This is a genomic window from Pseudomonas sp. BF-RE-25 (assembly GCF_019956105.1).
In the GTDB taxonomy this organism is placed as follows: Bacteria; Pseudomonadota; Gammaproteobacteria; order Pseudomonadales; family Pseudomonadaceae; genus Aquipseudomonas; species Aquipseudomonas migulae.
The window spans coordinates 1-14979 of the sequence record NZ_JAHBDB010000054.1; the positions used below are offsets into that span (position 1 = coordinate 1).

The 14979-nt window shown below is 60.5% G+C and carries 13 protein-coding genes; 6 read left to right on the forward strand and 7 right to left on the reverse strand.

Going from position 1 to position 14979, the window contains the following annotated elements; genetic code table 11:
• Window positions 1-202: 202 nt before the first annotated feature.
• Window positions 203-1177 (forward strand): porphobilinogen synthase, encoded by a 975-nt coding sequence (gene hemB, locus KGB24_RS21995; RefSeq protein WP_223416157.1) that lies wholly within the window; start codon window positions 203-205, stop codon window positions 1175-1177.
• A gap of 127 nt (window positions 1178-1304) precedes the next feature.
• On the opposite strand, the gene KGB24_RS22000 is transcribed toward hemB, so the two are convergent.
• Entirely contained in the window at window positions 1305-2840 is a 1536-nt protein-coding gene (locus tag KGB24_RS22000) for an FAD-dependent oxidoreductase (RefSeq protein ID WP_223416158.1), read from the reverse strand.
• Between the two features lie 279 nt (window positions 2841-3119).
• Between KGB24_RS22000 and KGB24_RS22005 the strand changes: the two genes are divergently transcribed.
• Window positions 3120-4214, forward strand: a complete 1095-nt coding sequence (locus KGB24_RS22005) for a DUF1615 domain-containing protein (RefSeq protein ID WP_223416159.1) — start codon at window positions 3120-3122, stop codon at window positions 4212-4214.
• Between the two features lie 78 nt (window positions 4215-4292).
• On the opposite strand, the gene KGB24_RS22010 is transcribed toward KGB24_RS22005, so the two are convergent.
• Both KGB24_RS22010 and KGB24_RS22015 read right to left on the reverse strand, forming a co-directional pair.
• A complete protein-coding gene (locus tag KGB24_RS22010) occupies window positions 4293-4772 on the reverse strand; it encodes a phage infection protein (protein ID WP_090473931.1) in 480 nt (159 codons plus the stop codon).
• 440 nt (window positions 4773-5212) lie between these two features.
• Window positions 5213-6007 (reverse strand): DUF4349 domain-containing protein, encoded by a 795-nt coding sequence (locus KGB24_RS22015; protein WP_207286206.1) that lies wholly within the window; start codon window positions 6005-6007, stop codon window positions 5213-5215.
• 146 nt (window positions 6008-6153) lie between these two features.
• On the opposite strand from KGB24_RS22015, the gene KGB24_RS22020 reads away from it, so the two are divergent.
• Window positions 6154-6777 (forward strand): glutathione S-transferase, encoded by a 624-nt coding sequence (locus KGB24_RS22020; RefSeq protein ID WP_223416160.1) that lies wholly within the window; start codon window positions 6154-6156, stop codon window positions 6775-6777.
• A gap of 132 nt (window positions 6778-6909) precedes the next feature.
• Here the strand turns inward: KGB24_RS22020 and KGB24_RS22025 are convergent, their stop codons facing one another.
• Complete coding sequence (locus tag KGB24_RS22025) at window positions 6910-7350, reverse strand: CBS domain-containing protein (protein ID WP_007944798.1); 441 nt, start codon at window positions 7348-7350, stop codon at window positions 6910-6912.
• A gap of 335 nt (window positions 7351-7685) precedes the next feature.
• On the opposite strand from KGB24_RS22025, the gene KGB24_RS22030 reads away from it, so the two are divergent.
• The gene (locus KGB24_RS22030) at window positions 7686-10046 is read left to right on the forward strand and encodes a DNA polymerase II (RefSeq protein ID WP_223416175.1); all 2361 of its coding nucleotides are present in this window, start codon (window positions 7686-7688) and stop codon (window positions 10044-10046) included.
• Here the strand turns inward: KGB24_RS22030 and KGB24_RS22035 are convergent.
• The 3 genes from KGB24_RS22035 to KGB24_RS22045 form a co-directional block, all read right to left on the reverse strand.
• Entirely contained in the window at window positions 10011-10481 is a 471-nt protein-coding gene (locus tag KGB24_RS22035) for a DUF1810 domain-containing protein (protein WP_008034513.1), read from the reverse strand. The genes KGB24_RS22030 and KGB24_RS22035 overlap by 36 nt on opposite strands.
• Before the next feature lie 29 nt (window positions 10482-10510).
• Window positions 10511-11332, reverse strand: a complete 822-nt coding sequence (locus KGB24_RS22040; RefSeq protein ID WP_223416161.1) for an aldo/keto reductase — start codon at window positions 11330-11332, stop codon at window positions 10511-10513.
• Between the two features lie 497 nt (window positions 11333-11829).
• Entirely contained in the window at window positions 11830-12978 is a 1149-nt protein-coding gene (locus KGB24_RS22045) for an aldose epimerase family protein (protein ID WP_223416162.1), read from the reverse strand.
• A gap of 248 nt (window positions 12979-13226) precedes the next feature.
• Between KGB24_RS22045 and KGB24_RS22050 the strand changes: the two genes are divergently transcribed.
• Complete coding sequence (locus KGB24_RS22050) at window positions 13227-13976, forward strand: hypothetical protein (protein ID WP_008033634.1); 750 nt, start codon at window positions 13227-13229, stop codon at window positions 13974-13976.
• A gap of 204 nt (window positions 13977-14180) precedes the next feature.
• A complete protein-coding gene (locus tag KGB24_RS22055) occupies window positions 14181-14966 on the forward strand; it encodes a sulfite exporter TauE/SafE family protein (protein ID WP_008033636.1) in 786 nt (261 codons plus the stop codon).
• Window positions 14967-14979: the final 13 nt, after the last annotated feature.

Here is a 14979-nt window from a genome sequence, read left to right on the forward strand (position 1 = left end):
GGGTCATTCAACATAGATGCTGGATGATCCACCGCCATCGCGAGCAGGCTCGCTCCCACAGGGTTTTATGGTGGATGCAGGAATTGTTGCCGAAGCGGTAACGGTTTTTACTCCACTGAGGTTTGTGCCCGGCGGCGAACTGGGCATAAGCTTTCGCCCCCTTACGACTTTCGTCTCGTCCCCCGATTTTTCAGGAAACCCCATGTCCAGTCAGTTCCCCGAAGCACGTCCACGCCGTCTGCGCCGCAATGCGAGCCTGCGCAGCCTGTTCCAGGAAACCGAATTCAGCTTGAACGATCTGGTGCTGCCGATTTTCGTCGAGGAAGAAATCGACGACTTCGTGCCGATCAAAAGCATGCCCGGTGTGATGCGGATTCCGGAGTCGAAACTGGCCGGCGAGATCGAGCGCTATGCCCGGGCGGGGATCAAGTCGGTGATGACCTTCGGCGTGTCCCATCATCTGGACAGCAGCGGCAGCGACACCTGGAGTGACAATGGCCTGGTCTCGCGCATGGCGCGCATCGCCAAGGAAGCGGTGCCGGAGATGATCGTGATGTCCGACACCTGCTTTTGCGAATACACCGACCACGGTCACTGCGGCGTGTTGCACAACCACGAAGTCGACAACGACCAGACCCTGATCAACCTCGGCAAACAAGCCGTCGCGGCAGCCCGTGCCGGTGCCGATGTGATCGCGCCGTCGGCGGCCATGGACGGGCAGGTCCAGGCGATTCGCCGGGCGCTGGATGATGCCGGTTTCACCCAGACCGCGATCATGGCCTATTCGACCAAATTCGCCTCGGCGCTCTACGGCCCGTTCCGCGAAGCCGGCGGCAGCGCACTCAAGGGCGACCGCAAAAGCTATCAAATGAACCCGATGAATCGCCGCGAAGCGGTGCGTGAATCGCTGATGGACGAGCAGGAAGGCGCCGACGCGCTGATGGTCAAGCCGGCCGGCGCGTACCTGGACATCATCCGCGACATTCGCGAGGTTTCGCGCCTGCCGCTGTCGGCGTATCAGGTGAGCGGCGAGTACGCGATGATCAAGTTCGGCGCACAGGCCGGGGCCATCGATGAGGACCGCGTGGTGCGCGAGAGTCTCGGTGCGATCAAACGGGCGGGGGCGGATTTGATCTTCACCTACTTCGCAATGGACCTGGCCCTGGCCGGGATCTAAAAAACACACACACAAAACCCCTGTGGGAGCGGGCTTGCTCGCGAAGGCGGTGTATCAGTCAATGCAACTGTCGACTGACACACCGCCTTCGCGAGCAAGCCCGCTCCCACATTTGGACTGTGTTGAATCAGTGAGGGCCGAAATACGGCCGTATCCCGCGATCCCGGAAGTACCGTTCGATCACCTTCGGATCCGAGCACGACTCGGCCACCGCCACATAAGTATCCGGCCGCAACAAATAAAACCCGTTGCGCCCAAGGCCTGATGTTTCAAACGCCGGTCGCCAGTCAAACACATGCAACGGCAAGTGATGTTCATTGCACCAGGCAATCATTTCGTCGCTGGTGTCGCCGTACACATGTACCTGCCAGTTCGGGCACTTCAGCGGCCCGAAATTATCCCCTTCACCATCATGCGCCCACGGCAAGCGGTCGCCACCGTGAACGTGCCCGGCGACGCCGGTGCTCAATGGCATTCCACGATAATTGAGGGTGATCTGCGACACCGTACGAAACAGGAATTCCCGGGAGGCCTCGAACGAAGCCATTTTCGGCAACAGGAACGGCGCCAGACGGGTACGCAGCAAATCCGCCATGCGTCCTTCGGCGGTGACAAAACTGAACACCCGGTCGGTGGTGGCGACCAGTTTGCGGGCAAAGGCGATGCGCTCGGTTTCATACGTGTCGAGCAGATGCGGGGCAGCACCGCCGCTCAACACGGCCGCGAGTTTCCAGGCGAGGTTGATGGCATCGCCGATGCCGGTGTTCATGCCCTGGCCGCCCGCCGGGCTGTGGACATGGGCCGCGTCGCCCAATAGAAATGCGCGACCGCTGCGAAAGTGATCGGCCACCCGATGATGCACACGGTAGGTCGAGAACCAGTTCACCTGCTCGATCTGCACTTTCAAGTGTTCGATGGCGCGGGTGCTGACGTCTTCGAATCGCAGGGTTTCCACGTGCTCGGCGCGTTCGTCGCGAACGGTGCCGATCAACCGCGCGCGACCTTCGCCGGCGAGGGGAAACACCGCGAGAAAGTCCGCTTCATCGAGGTCCAAATGCAGCTCGCCATTGAGCGCCGGCCCGCTGGCCTGCACGTCGGCCACGTAGAAAATCTGCTGGTAGGTGCCGCCGGGAAATCCGGTATCGAGGGTTTTGCGCACCCGCGAGCGGGCACCGTCGCAGCCGGCGAGGTAACAGGCCTGACAGATTTCCTCTTGACCATCGGGCAGGCGCAGCCGTGCGGTGATGCCATCGCCGGTTTCTTCGAAGCTCTCCAGCTCGGTGTTGCGCTCGACCCGGATGCCAAAGGTTTCCAGGCGTTCAATCAGCAATTGTTCGTGCTCGTCCTGGGGAAAAATCTCCAGGAATGCATACGGCGTCAGACCCTCGCCAATCCGGCCCAACGGCAAGCGCGCCACGGGTTCGCCCTTGACCCAGAAGTTGGCTGCCGCCACGCGATGCCCTTTGTGTATCACGGCCTCGTTGAGGTCGAGCTGGCGATACAGTTCCAGTGTGCGCGCCTGTACGGCCAACGCCCGTGAAGTGGTGCCGGGGGCCGATGTCTTGTCGATAATCCGCACGCGGATCCCCAGTTTGCTCAGCCACAGCGCGAGCACCAGCCCGGTGGGGCCGGCGCCGATGATCAATACGTCGCTACGGTTCATGCGCCTGTTCTCCCCTGGCGTCTTGGCTCAAGTATGGTTCAGCCGAAGAGGGCCGTCAGACAGCCCGCCCAACGGAAAAAGACCCTGTAGGAGCCCGTTTGCTGGCGATGAACGATAACGCGGTCATCTTGATGCACCTCGGTGCTCCCATCGCCAGCAAGCCGGCTCCCACCGTTCAATGTGTCTGTGCCGGGAACAGTGTGTCGCCGGCACAGTCATAGCCTGCGCCATGCCATTGATCGTATGGTTAACCTGGTTCAACGGATCTGATGGAGCGCCATGCAAGCCAATCGATTGATCACGAGCGTCGCGGCGCTGTTGGTGCTGGCCGGTTGCGGGACTCAGCGCACCCAGGAAGCCCCGGCCCGCACACCCAAAGAGGTCAAGGCCGAGATCGTGCGCCTGCTGCCGGCGAAAACCGTTGATCGCCAAGGCTGGGCCACGGACATCTACGCGGCGTTTGCTGCGCAGAACATTTATCCCTCTACGCAAAATCTGTGTTCCGTACTGGCGGTCACCGAACAGGAGTCGACCTTTCAGGCGGACCCGCCGGTGCCGGGCCTGGGCAAGATCGCCCGAGAGGAAATCGACCGCCGTGCCGCCAAAGCCCACATCCCCGGCCTGCTGGTGAGCGGTGCGCTGCAAATACGTTCCAGTACCGGCAAAAGCTACAGCGACCGATTGAATGCTGCGCGCAGTGAAAAGGAATTGAGCGCGATCTTCGATGATTTCATCGGCAGGGTGCCCATGGGCCGCACGCTGTTCGGTGGTTTCAATCCGGTGCACACCGGTGGGCCGATGCAGGTCAGTATCGACTTCGCCGAGCAACAGGCGCGGGGTTATCCGTACCCGGTGGACGGCTCGATTCGGCATGAAGTGTTCAGCCGTCGCGGCGGTATGTATTTCGGCATCGCCCACTTGCTCGGTTATCCGGTGAGCTACAAGCAGCCGCTGTACCGCTTCGCCGATTTCAACGCCGGTTGGTACGCCAGTCGAAACGCCGCATTTCAGAACGCGGTGAGCCGTGCTTCGGGGATTCCTCTGGCGCTGGACGGTGATCTGGTGCGCTACGACTCGATCATGCCCGGCACCACGGAACTGGCCGTGCGCACCCTCGGCAAGCAACTGGGCATGCGCAATCCGACGATTAGGGATCAACTGGAGAAGGGCAAAAGCCTCGAGTTCGAGGACAGCACGTTGTATCAGCGGGTTTTCGAATTGGCCGAGAAGGCCGAAGGCCGTTCATTGCCGCGAGCGGTATTGCCGGGGATTGCGTTGCAGAGCCCGAAAATCACCCGAAAACTCACCACGGCGTGGTTTGCCAAGCGGGTCGACGAGCGTTATCAGCGCTGCATGGCGCTGGCGGGGAAGTGACCGGTCTCAAAAAATGCATAAAAAAACCCGGCGGGTGAGGCCGGGTTTTTTGTCGAGTGTTGCTGCAAAGCCATTCATTCATACAGCGCGGCTCTCGATCAGACGGTCGGAACCACCTTCGGCGACGCGGTTTTCAATCAGGCGGTCAGAACCACCTTCGGCAACGCGATTTTCGATCAGACGGTCGGAACCACCTTCGGCAACGCGGTTTTCGATCAGGCGGTCGGAACCACCTTCGGCGACGCGGTTTTCGATCAGACGGTCGGAACCACCCTCGGCGACGCGGTTCTCGATCAAGCGGTCGGAACCACCTTCGGCAACGCGGTTTTCGATCAGACGGTCAGAGCCACCTTCGGCAACGCGGTTTTCGATCAGACGGTCGGAACCACCTTCGGCCACACGATTTTCGATCAAACGATCCGAACCACCCTCAGCCACACGGCTTTCAATCAACCGATCCGAGCCGCCTTCAGCGACAACCGGGTGAGCGGACGAAGCGGCAAAAGCGTTAACTGCAAAAACCGAGAAAGCGATGCTGAGGAAGAGTTGGCGTTTCATGGTGGTGTGCTCCGGGGTGTAGTTGTTTGGTATGGAGCTGATGGTACGCCGCACAATTTTTATGAGAACTTCATTGACGTGATGGTGAACATCGACGGCAGTGATGGAACAGCTGACGCCCCGTGCGTGGGCGTGATGGTTCTGCCGTCGGCAGGCCGGGGGTGGTTTTACACGGGGGGCGAGCCGGGCAGCAATCCAGCAAACAATCCAGATCCCTGTAGGAGCCGGCTTGCCGGCGATAGCGGTGGATCAGTCCCACCCTTCATTGACGGGACGGACGTCATCGCCGGCAAGCCGGCTCCTACAGAGGATTGCGTTGGGCTTGGGGGTTAGCTGGCGTCTTGCGCAGTAACAAGGGCTGCTACAGGGACTACCCGGCGGAAAGCGATTTGGATGCAGTGGCCAAAAAAATAACTGAATGCCTGTGGCGCACGCCGGGTTCAGGTCCGACGCCGAACAAACTTGCGCCACAACCAGACCCACAGCATGAACAGTGGAAACGCGAGGATCAGGAAGGGCAGGGCGTAACTGGTTTTTTCCAGTGCATCGGCGGCGCCTTCGGCCAGGTTGTCGAGCAAATTGCTGAATGCCTGGCTCAAGTGCGACGAGCGACTGCTGGCGCCGGTCGGCAGGAACGATAAGGTGACCCGATTGGTGTCCAGACGCCGCTGGTGCCCGGCGGCAATCTGCGCCAGGGCTTGCAGATCGTTTTCGATCCCGGCCTGCTCTTTGCTCAGGGTAATCAGATCGGTGACGCTGATGTCTTTGCGGGTCGCCAGTTCATCCAGGCGCTGCTGTTGAGCCTTGAGTCGTTCCTGGCGTCGACGGGTGTCGTCCACGGCATCGGCGAGGTCTTCGGCGCTGGTGATCCGCTGACCCAGTTCGCCACCCTCGGCGGCCATCGCCACCAACGGCTCGACGCCGGCAGGGGCAATGCGCAAGGTGATGTCGGCGCGGCCGGCGCCTTGCTCGATGCGCAAGACGTTGCAGGCGCCGAAGCGTGCGGTTTCGCACGCCTCACGTGTGGCCTGCAAGCGCGGGGCGATTTCTGCCTGGGGCAGCAACAGCTGCAATTCGTGTTCATAGGCCAGCATGGCCCCGCCACGCCCTTGTTCACCGGCTAAACTGGCCGATGACGAGTGGTCGCTTGGCGAGCAGGCACTTAGCGCCAGGCAGGCCAGAATGAAACCGACGGTACGAAAAAGTGCGGCGCGTTGGCCATCCTGTTGGCGCATGTTCTTTCCTTGAAGTGTGCTGCGGGGGTATTGGAAGAGTGCCCCGGGATCGCGCATCTTACCTGCATCGACCCGCCAAATGGCAGGGAACGTGACCTTTGCCCGCTCGTCTACCGACTACCTGTTCGTCTCGCCAGGAGCGCGATATGTATCAGCTATACGGACACCAGAACTCCGGCGCCGCCGCCATCGAAGCCGCGTTGGAGCTGTGCGAGATTCCTTACCGCTTCATCGACGTCGAGTTATCCACCGAGGCGGCCCACGCGTTGGAGAAGATCAACCCGCTGAAGCAGATTCCGACCCTGCAACTGCCTGACGGCAGCGTGCTCACCGAAAGTGCGGCGATTTTGATTCATCTCGGGTTGACGTTTCCCAAGTCGAAACTGCTGCCGAAAGACGCCGCCGAGCGCGATCAGGCGATCCGGGGGCTGGTGTACATCGTCACCAATTGTTATGCGGCGATCGGCATCATCGATTACCCCGAGCGCTGGCTGCTCGTGGCGGACAAACCCTCGCGGGACAACCTCATGGCCGGCGCTCGCGAACGGTTGCACTGGAGTTGGGAGGTGTTTGCCGATCAGTTCTCGGGCGAGTTGTACCTGGGCGATGAGACGCCCGGTGCGCTGGATGTATTGGCGGCGGTGATCTCGCGGTGGGCGGGCACCCGGGAGCATTTGCGCAGTGCCCGGCCCGGTTTTTCTGCCTGGCTGGAGCGAATCGACCGGCATCCGACGTTGGCACCGGTCTTTGCGCGGCATTGGCCCGCCTGAATAACACCGCAATTCCAATTGTAGGAGTGAGCCTGCTCGCGATAGCGGTGGGTCAGTCGGTACAAGAGCTGACTGACCCACCGCTATCGCGAGCAGGCTCACTCCTACAAGGGGCATTGCGGTGTTTTCGAATCATTCGCCGCGAATGTACTGCTCCAGCTGGCGGATCAGTTCTGCCTGCTCCGCAATCGCTTCCTTGACCAGGTCGCCGATCGACAGCAAGCCGATCAACTTGCCGTTCTCCACCACCGGCAGGTGACGCAGGCGCCTGTCAGACATGATGCCCAGGCACGTATCGACGGTTTGATGGGTGTCTACGGTGATGACTGGCGACACCATGATGTCGCGCACCGGGGTGCCCACGGAAGAGCGGCCATGCAGCACCAGTTTGCGTGCGTAATCACGTTCACTGATGATGCCCAGCACTTCGTCGTTCTCTACCACCAGCAAGGCACCGACGTTCTTCTCGGCCATCTTCATCAGTGCTTCGAGCACCATGTGATCGGGTTTGATCTGGTGCACTTCCTGATTTTTCTGATCTTTCAACTTGAGCAGTTGGGCGACGGTTTTCATGGTGGCTTCTCGGGTGTTGTCGTTGTTCTTGAAGAATCGTAGACCCGAGCGCCGAGGGCAAGGCAGAAAACGGCAGATAACGCGCAAAAAACGTCATTCAGCCGTTTTTCTTCGATAAACCTCACATTTTCGAACACACCACCGACCTGTAGGAGCTGGCTTGCCAGCGATGGTCGTCAACGATAACGCGTGCTGACTGGTTAAACGCGGTAGGTTGGAGTCCATCGCTGGCAAGCCAGCTCCTACAAGGGATCGCATTCCAGAGCAGGCGTTCACTGCTATTGGCGGGAATGCCGCGTAGAATTGCGCTCTGAATCAGAGGTGAGGTTGCAGTGGTGGATTTACAGCGGGGCTTCGTCCTGACCCGGCATTGGCGCGATACCCCGGCCGGTACGGAAGTCGAGTTCTGGCTGGCGACCGACACCGGTCCCCAGCATATTCGCCTGCCGCATCAACCGTCGGTGGCGTTCATCCCCGCCGAGCAGCGCGAGCAGGCTGAGCAGGTGCTGCACGGCGAAAAAAACGTCGAGCTCAAACCCCTGGCCCTGCTGGATTTCGAGCATCGCCCGGTGCTCGGCCTGTATTGCCAGCAACACGGTCAGCTGATGCGCCTGGAAACCGCGCTGCGCAAGGCCGGCGTCGAGATGTTCGAGGCCGACGTACGCCCACCGGAACGCTACATGATGGAGCGCTTCATCACCGCGCCGGTGATCTTCGGTGGCACACCCGATGCCGAAGGCCTGCTGCTCGACGCGCAGATGAAACCCGATCCCGACTATCGTCCGACGCTCAGGCTGGTGTCCCTGGACATCGAAACCACCGCTCAGGGCGATCTGTATTCCATCGCGCTGGAAGGCTGCGGTGAGCGCCAGGTGTACATGCTCGGCCCGCCCAACGGCGACGACAGCAAGGTCGACTTCCAGCTCGAATACTGTGAGTCGCGAACCCTGCTGCTGAAAAAGCTCAACGAATGGTTCGCCCGGCACGACCCTGACGCAATCATTGGCTGGAACGTCGTGCAGTTCGATTTGCGCGTGCTTCACGAACACGCCCGACGCCTGGCGGTGCCGCTGAAACTGGGGCGCGGCGGCGAGGAAATGCAGTGGCGCGAGCACGGCAGCCGCAACCATTACTTCGCCTCGGCCGCCGGGCGATTGATCATCGACGGCATCGAATCCCTGCGTTCGGCGACCTGGAGTTTTCCATCGTTCAGCCTGGAAAACGTCGCGCAAACCCTGCTCGGCGAGGGCAAGTCGATCAGCACGCCGTACCAGCGCATGGACGAAATCAACCGCATGTTCGCCGAGGACAAACCGGCGCTCGCCACTTACAACCTCAAGGACTGCGAACTGGTCACGCGGATTTTCGCCAAGACCCAATTGCTCACTTTCCTGCTGGAGCGGGCCAGCGTGACCGGTTTGCCGGCGGATCGCAGTGGCGGTTCGGTGGCGGCCTTCACGCACCTGTACATGCCGCTGATGCACCGCCAGGGGTTCGTTGCGCCCAACCTCGGCAGCAAACCTGCACAGGCCAGCCCCGGCGGATTTGTCATGGACTCGCAGCCGGGCCTGTACGAATCGGTGCTGGTGCTCGACTACAAAAGCCTCTATCCATCGATCATCCGCACCTTCCTCATCGACCCGGTGGGCCTGATCGAAGGGCTCAAGCATCCCGAGGACAGCGAGTCCGTGCCCGGTTTTCGCGGGGCGCGTTTTTCCAGAACCCGGCACTGCCTGCCGGCCATTGTCGCCCGGGTCGCCGAGGGCCGCGAAACCGCCAAGCGCGAACACAACGCACCGTTGTCCCAGGCGCTGAAGATCATCATGAACGCCTTCTACGGCGTGCTCGGTTCCAGCGGTTGCCGTTTCTTCGATACGCGTCTGGCCTCGTCGATCACGTTGCGCGGGCACGAAATCATGCTGCGTACCCGCCAGTTGATCGAAGCCCAGGGGCACACGGTGATCTATGGCGATACCGACTCGACGTTTGTCTGGCTGCGCCGCGCCCACGGTCAGCAGGAAGCGGCGCAGATCGGCCACGCGCTGGTGGATCACGTCAACCAGTGGTGGCGCGTGCATGTGCAAGAGGAGTACGGGCTGCAAAGCGCATTGGAGTTACAGTTCGAAACCCACTACAAGCGCTTTCTGATGCCGACCATTCGCGGTGCGGAGGAGGGCAGCAAGAAGCGTTATGCCGGGCTGGTCACGCGTGACGACGGCACTGACGAGATGGTCTACAAGGGGCTGGAAACCGTGCGCACCGACTGGTCGCTGCTGGCCCGGCAATTCCAGCAAGAGCTGTACACGCGAATCTTCCATCGCCAGCCCTATCAGGATTATGTCCGCGAGTACGTGCGCAAGACCCTGGCGGGCGAGTTCGATGATCGCCTGATCTACCGCAAGCGCTTGCGCCGGACCCTGGATGACTATGAGCGCAACGTGCCGCCGCATGTCCGCGCGGCGCGGATCGCCGACGACTACAACGATCAACAGGGCCGTCCGCGGCAATACCAGAACGGCGGCTGGATCAGCTACGTGATCACCGTCGCCGGGCCCGAGCCGCTGGAGATCCGCAGCGCGCCGATCGATTACGACCACTACGTCACCCGGCAACTGCAACCGGTGGCGGATGCGATTCTGCCGTTCGTGGATGACGATTTCTCAACCCTGATTGGGGGGCAGTTGGGCCTGTTTTGAGTCCAGCAGCGATAACGTCCAGTCATCCGGAATCCCATGGAAGTGCCGCATCAGCGCTTGCTGGAACAGGCTGTCATCCGGGGCGAACTGCGCGAACAGGGTCATCGACGAGCGGAATTTCAGATTGTCCGGATGGCCGAAAATTTCGATGATGGAGCGTTCCGGAATATCCAGCACCAACTGCGTGCAGGTGCGCAGCCGTGGGCCCAGCTGCGCATGCTTGAGGTACGCCGAAGCCTCCTCTCCCGAGTGAATGGCATATCGTTGCGACATTTCGCTGCCGCCCAGGCCGATGAATTGCGGAAAGATGAACCACATCCAGTGACTGCGCTTGCGGCCCGCAACGAGCTCGTTTTTCACCCGTTCGAATACCGGGTCCTGCGCCCGTAGAAAGCGTTGCAGATCAAAGACGTCGAGCTGATCGGTGCTTCTCATGAGAAGCCCTCTGACAGAACCGCGATGGCTCAGACCATGGCCAGTCGCTGTTTGCGGTGTGGCGCGTGAAACGCGTGGTCCAGCGCCTCCAGATCCCCGGCTACAAGCTTCAATTGCGCGGCATGCGCATTCAGTTGCACATGCTCAGGTCGGACCGCCTTGGGGATGGCAATGACTCCATCCTGCCGCAGAATCCATGCCAAGGCTACCTGGGCCGGTGTCGCCGCGTGACGGGCGGCCACCTGCTTGAGTGTCGGGTGAGCGAGCAAACTCCCGCCCTGGCCGATGGGACAGTACGCCATCAATGGCTGACGATGCTGTTGGCTCCACGGCAGTAAATCAAATTCTATTCCACGCTCCTCAAGGTTGTAGAGCACTTGATTGGTGGCGCAGGCTGGGGAGGCCAGTTCTTGCAGGTCATCCACGTCGAAATTGGACACGCCCCAACGGCCGATCTTGCCGGCCTCGCGCAGGCGTTCGAATGCCTCAACGGTTTCTTCAAGGGGATACTGGCCGCGCCAGTGCAGCAGGTACAAATCAATGTAATCGGTGTTCAACCGCCGCAGGCTGCGTTCGCAGGCCTCGGGAATGCCCTTGCGGCTGGCGTTGTGCGGATACACCTTGCTGACCAGAAACACCTTGTCGCGCAGGCCGGCAATGGCTTCGCCGACGACTTTCTCGGCGCCCCCTTCGCCATACATTTCTGCGGTGTCGATCAAGGTCATGCCCAACTCGATGCCCAGGCGCAACGCGGCGACTTCCTCGCGGTGTCGAGCGCGATCTTCACCCATGCGCCAGGTGCCCTGGCCGATAACCGGTACGTTGATGCCGGCCAGTTCGAGAGTCCGCATGCAAAGCTCCTTGATGTCATTCGGTCGATACTTCGGTTGGCAGCAGAATAGCCCATGGGTTCCCCGGGCTGTAGGTGTCAACGATAACGCGGGCTGTCTGAATGAACGCGTCGCCCAGACGTTTTTCGCCGGCAAGCCGGCTCCTACAGGGATCGCGTGCGCTTTTGATTTTCACCACTCACCAGGCCGAGCGTTAGCTCGCCTTGCGCTTTTGATCTGAGCGCCCCCTCGAGAGGCCGAGTGGAGGTTCTGCGCAGTGGGCAACCCGGCATGGATGCCGGGTTAGCCGCCCCCGGCCATGGATGGCCGATGGCGGCGGGCCCACGGAGCAGGACCGGAGCGAGGGCATGGCGAGCATTAGCGAGCCACCGAACGAAAGGGGCAAGAGCGCTTGGTTACTTGGCGCTTCTCCAAGTGACTCGCCGTAAGGGCGAAACCACGATCAGCCATCACCGAAATAATGGATATTCACCCAAGCGCCGATGCCCCCCAACGTCTTACCGAGCAGAAAACTTCAACACAGTACTCTGGGTATACGTCTTGCCCGGATCCAGTCGCGTAGACGGGAAGTTCGGCTGATTGGGCGCGTCCGGGTAATGCTGGGTTTCCAGAGTGAACGCGCTCCAGTGTGCGTAAGTCTTGCCGGCCTTGCCCTTGACCGAGCCATCAAGGAAGTTGCTGGTATAGAACTGCACGCCGGGCTCAGTGGTATAGAGCTGCAAACGACGCCCGGACTGCGGGTCGCTGACATCGGCAGCCAGTTTGCCGAGGTCCCCCTTGGCATCCAGCACCCAGTTGAAATCGAAGCCACCCTGTTTCGGCTCAGCAAATTTCAGCTGCGGATGATCCGCCTTGATGTGTTTGCCAATGGCGGTGGGTTGGGTGAAGTCCATCGGCGTACCAGCCACCGGAGCCAGCTCGCCGGTAGGAATCAACTTACCGTTGACCGGCGTGTAGTGACTGGCGTGCAAGGTTGCGACCTGTTGCAACACGTCGCCGTTACCCGCGCCGGCCAGGTTGAAGTAGCTGTGATTGGTCAGGTTCAGCACCGTCGGTTTGTCGGTGGAGGCCTTGTATTCAATGCGCAGCTCGTTGTTTTCGTTGAGGCTGTAGGTGACCTCGGTTGTCAGGTTGCCAGGAAAACCCATTTCGCCGTCCGCCGACAGGTATGTCAGCGTCACGCCCACTGAATCCTTGCCCTTCGCCGGTTTGGCTTTCCAGACATGTTTGTCAAAACCCTGCGGGCCGCCGTGCAGTGAATTCGAGCCGTCATTTTGCGGCACCTGAAAGCGCTTGCCATCGATTTCGAACGCACCGTTGGCCAGGCGATTACCGAAGCGCCCGATGGTCGCGCCGAAGTAGGCCTTGCCGCTCTGATAGCCCTGTACGTTGTCGAAGCCGAGCACCACGTCTTCGAGCTTGCCGTTTTTGTCCGGCACGGCAAGCGACTGCAGCGTCGCTCCGTAGGTGATCACGGTGGCCTGCATGCCGTGGCTGTTACGCAACACGTATTGTTCGACGGCTGTGCCGTCATTGGTTTTGCCGAAGGCTTTATGTTCGCTGGACAGACCATTGGCCTGGGCGGTGAGGGTGGCGATCATCAGGGACAGTCCAAGGGCGTAGTGCGGGTATCTGGAGTGAAGCATGGGTTACCTTCCTTTTTATTGTTTTTTAAAAGTAGTCATACTAAATGTCGATTATTAATTCGACAGGGAAGGATTTATAGCTGAGTCGTGCGGCTTTGCAATTAAAAAGTATGACTAATTAGTGATCCTCTTCACTTTGTTTGGAAAGGGCGGACTGCAGGTTCTGCACTTTTTCGCAATCCACGGCTCTACCCTTGGCCAGCCTGCGGCGATCCCCTCCGCCGGCCCATACCCAAGTTCAAGCACCCATGGCCCGAGTTTTACCCCTCACCGCTGTGCACATCCGCCGCCATTGCCTGCTGCTCGCCGTGCTGTCGATGCTCTTCACGACCGGTTGCAGTCAGCAGCAGGGCCGGGACATCGTCAGCCAGTTTCGTGAAGGCAGGCCCCAGGAATTCCTCCAGACCAGCGTCGACCGCATGGCCACCCTGGCCATGCGCGACAACCTCGACAGCCTCTACCTGCTGATGGGCAAGCTCTACCTGCGCAACCCGCAGGAGCTGAAGAAGTCCGGATTCCTCGACGCCCGCACCGCCGGCAAACAGGTGCGCCTGGCCATCGAACAGCAACAACCGCTGCCGACGCTGGGGGGCAAGAAGGATCTGGCGGCGCTGAGGTACGCCATGAGTCCGGAGTTCCTCGGCGACCGGGTCGGCGCTTTCATCTACGCCATCGGCAGCATGCTGGTCACCGCTCACGGCAATCGGCTGGAGTTTTACATGACCGATGCGATCAATCCGGTCTTCGTCAGCAACGCTGCGCGCAACATCGAGAAAGCCACCTGGATCCTCAGCCAGCGGCAAAACAAAAACGGCGAGCCCTTGCTGTTTTCCAACGAGATCTCGGAGGAGGGCAGCAACCTGAGTTTTGCCGTGGAGTTCGGCAAGATCGTCGCGCGCCTGGACCTGCTGACCCAGATGCTGGACGAGCGCTACCGGCGGATCGGCCTGAACTACGCACAGAGCCTGTTGTTCCTCAATTTCCTCCCCGTCCAGTAAACCCGACCCTGTAGGAGCCAGCTTGCTGGCGATAGCGGCATATCTGCGACATTGATTTGACTGACACACCGCTATCGCCGGCAAGCCGGCTCCTACAGGGAGTGCGCATGAAGGAATAACGATAGACCGCATCGATATAAGTAGTTATAAGAAAAATCGCTATGCTGCGGGCCAGTTTTTTCATGTGTTTTTGTGGGCGTGTTAATGGATTTCGTTAACTTCGGTTTGGTTGTGGCAGGTTTGGTGGTGGGGTTCATTGTCGGCATGACCGGCGTGGGCGGCGGCTCGCTGATGACGCCGATCCTGCTTTGGTTCGGCATCAATCCGGCGACTGCGGTGGGTACGGACCTGCTGTACGCCGCGATTACCAAATCCAGTGGTGTGCTGGTACATCGCAAGAACAAGAACATCGACTGGGCCATTACCGGTTGGCTGACGCTCGGCAGCGTACCGGCCGTGGCGCTGACGTTGTGGTTCCTGAGCAGTTTGCAAACGTCCCCCGACGCGATGAACGCCATCATCAAACAGGCGCTGGGCTTTGTCCTGTTTGCCACGGCACTGGCGATTTTCTTCAAGAAACGCCTGCTCGACTTCGCCCACAAACGCGCCGGCGGTACCTACAACCCAAGCGGCAAACGCTTGAATGGGCTGACGGTGATCACCGGCCTGATCCTCGGCACGATGGTCGCCCTGACCTCCATCGGCGCGGGCGCCCTGGGCACCGTGGCGCTGTTTATCCTGTATCCGCTGTTGCCTACCCGCCGCCTCGTCGGCACGGAAATCGCCCACGCCGTACCGCTAACCCTGGTCGCCGGTCTCGGCCATGCGAGCATGGGCAACATGGATTGGCATGTGCTGGGCTACTTGCTGGTCGGTTCGCTGCCGGGGATTTACCTGGGCAGCCACCTGACCGGCCGCATCTCGGATGAGGTGTTGCGCCCGTGCCTGGCGACGATGCTGGTGCTGATCGGCTACAAACTGGCGTTCTAGGTTCTGTACGAAA